At 34.2% G+C, this 768-nt stretch carries 2 protein-coding genes; both read right to left on the bottom strand.

Features of this window, described 5'->3' with window-relative positions; genetic code table 11:
* Nucleotides 1-95 (bottom strand): HPF/RaiA family ribosome-associated protein (locus GMD6S_RS12410; protein ID WP_008294931.1); only part of this gene is annotated, 95 nt, incomplete at its 3' end.
* 79 nt (nt 96-174) lie between these two features.
* Nucleotides 175-768: ComF family protein (locus GMD6S_RS09755; RefSeq protein WP_008294930.1), on the bottom strand; the 594-nt coding region annotated here is incomplete at its 5' end.

Genomic DNA, 768 nt, shown 5'->3' with positions numbered 1-768 from the left:
AAATACTTTTCGATCTTTTCGAGTTTAGAAACTACATAATCACGAATTGCTTCTGTTACTTCTAGGTTTTCACCACGGATACTATATTTAATCATATAAGTACCTTCTTTCTAAACATTTTTGTTTTTCTAACTATATTATAACGCTTTCATTTTCATTTTGCAAATTTTTTCCTCATCTTACAAGGGAAAAAGTTTTAACTTCCAAAGCACCTGCTTCTTCCAAAAGTCGTTTCACACGATTCACAGTTGCCCCTGTTGTATAGATGTCATCAATCAGCAAAATCTTCTTAGGAAGTGAGATTCCATCTTTAATAAAAAATGGAATTTCAGTAGCTAACCTTTCCAAACGGCTTTTAGAAGAACTAGCGCTCTCTTCTCTTTTTCCTAATATATCTTTAAAAGAAAAGCCTGCTGCCTCAACCAAACCTTCAACCTGGTTAAATCCCCTCTCAAGCAATCTTTCAGGACTTAGGGGAATCAAAACAAATTGATAACCTCTATACTTTTTCAACTCCTCAGCAAGAACAGAAGCAAAAACTTTTCTAAGCAAAAAATCGCCATCAAACTTATATCGACTGAAAAAGTCTTTCATAGCTTGATTATAGGTAAAGATTGCCTTATGATCAACCTGAATTCCTTCTTTACACCAAAGTTTACAATCTTGACACTTAGTTGACATGCCTTTTTTCATACAGTTTGGGCAATAATTCTCACCAATCTTCTCAAAACTAGAAGCACAAGCTGAGCAAAGATAACTGCAGTCATC

This window comes from Streptococcus sp. GMD6S (genome assembly GCF_000297015.1).
Note: the sequence above shows the minus strand (reverse complement) of the source record. Positions and strands in the feature narration are given on the sequence as shown.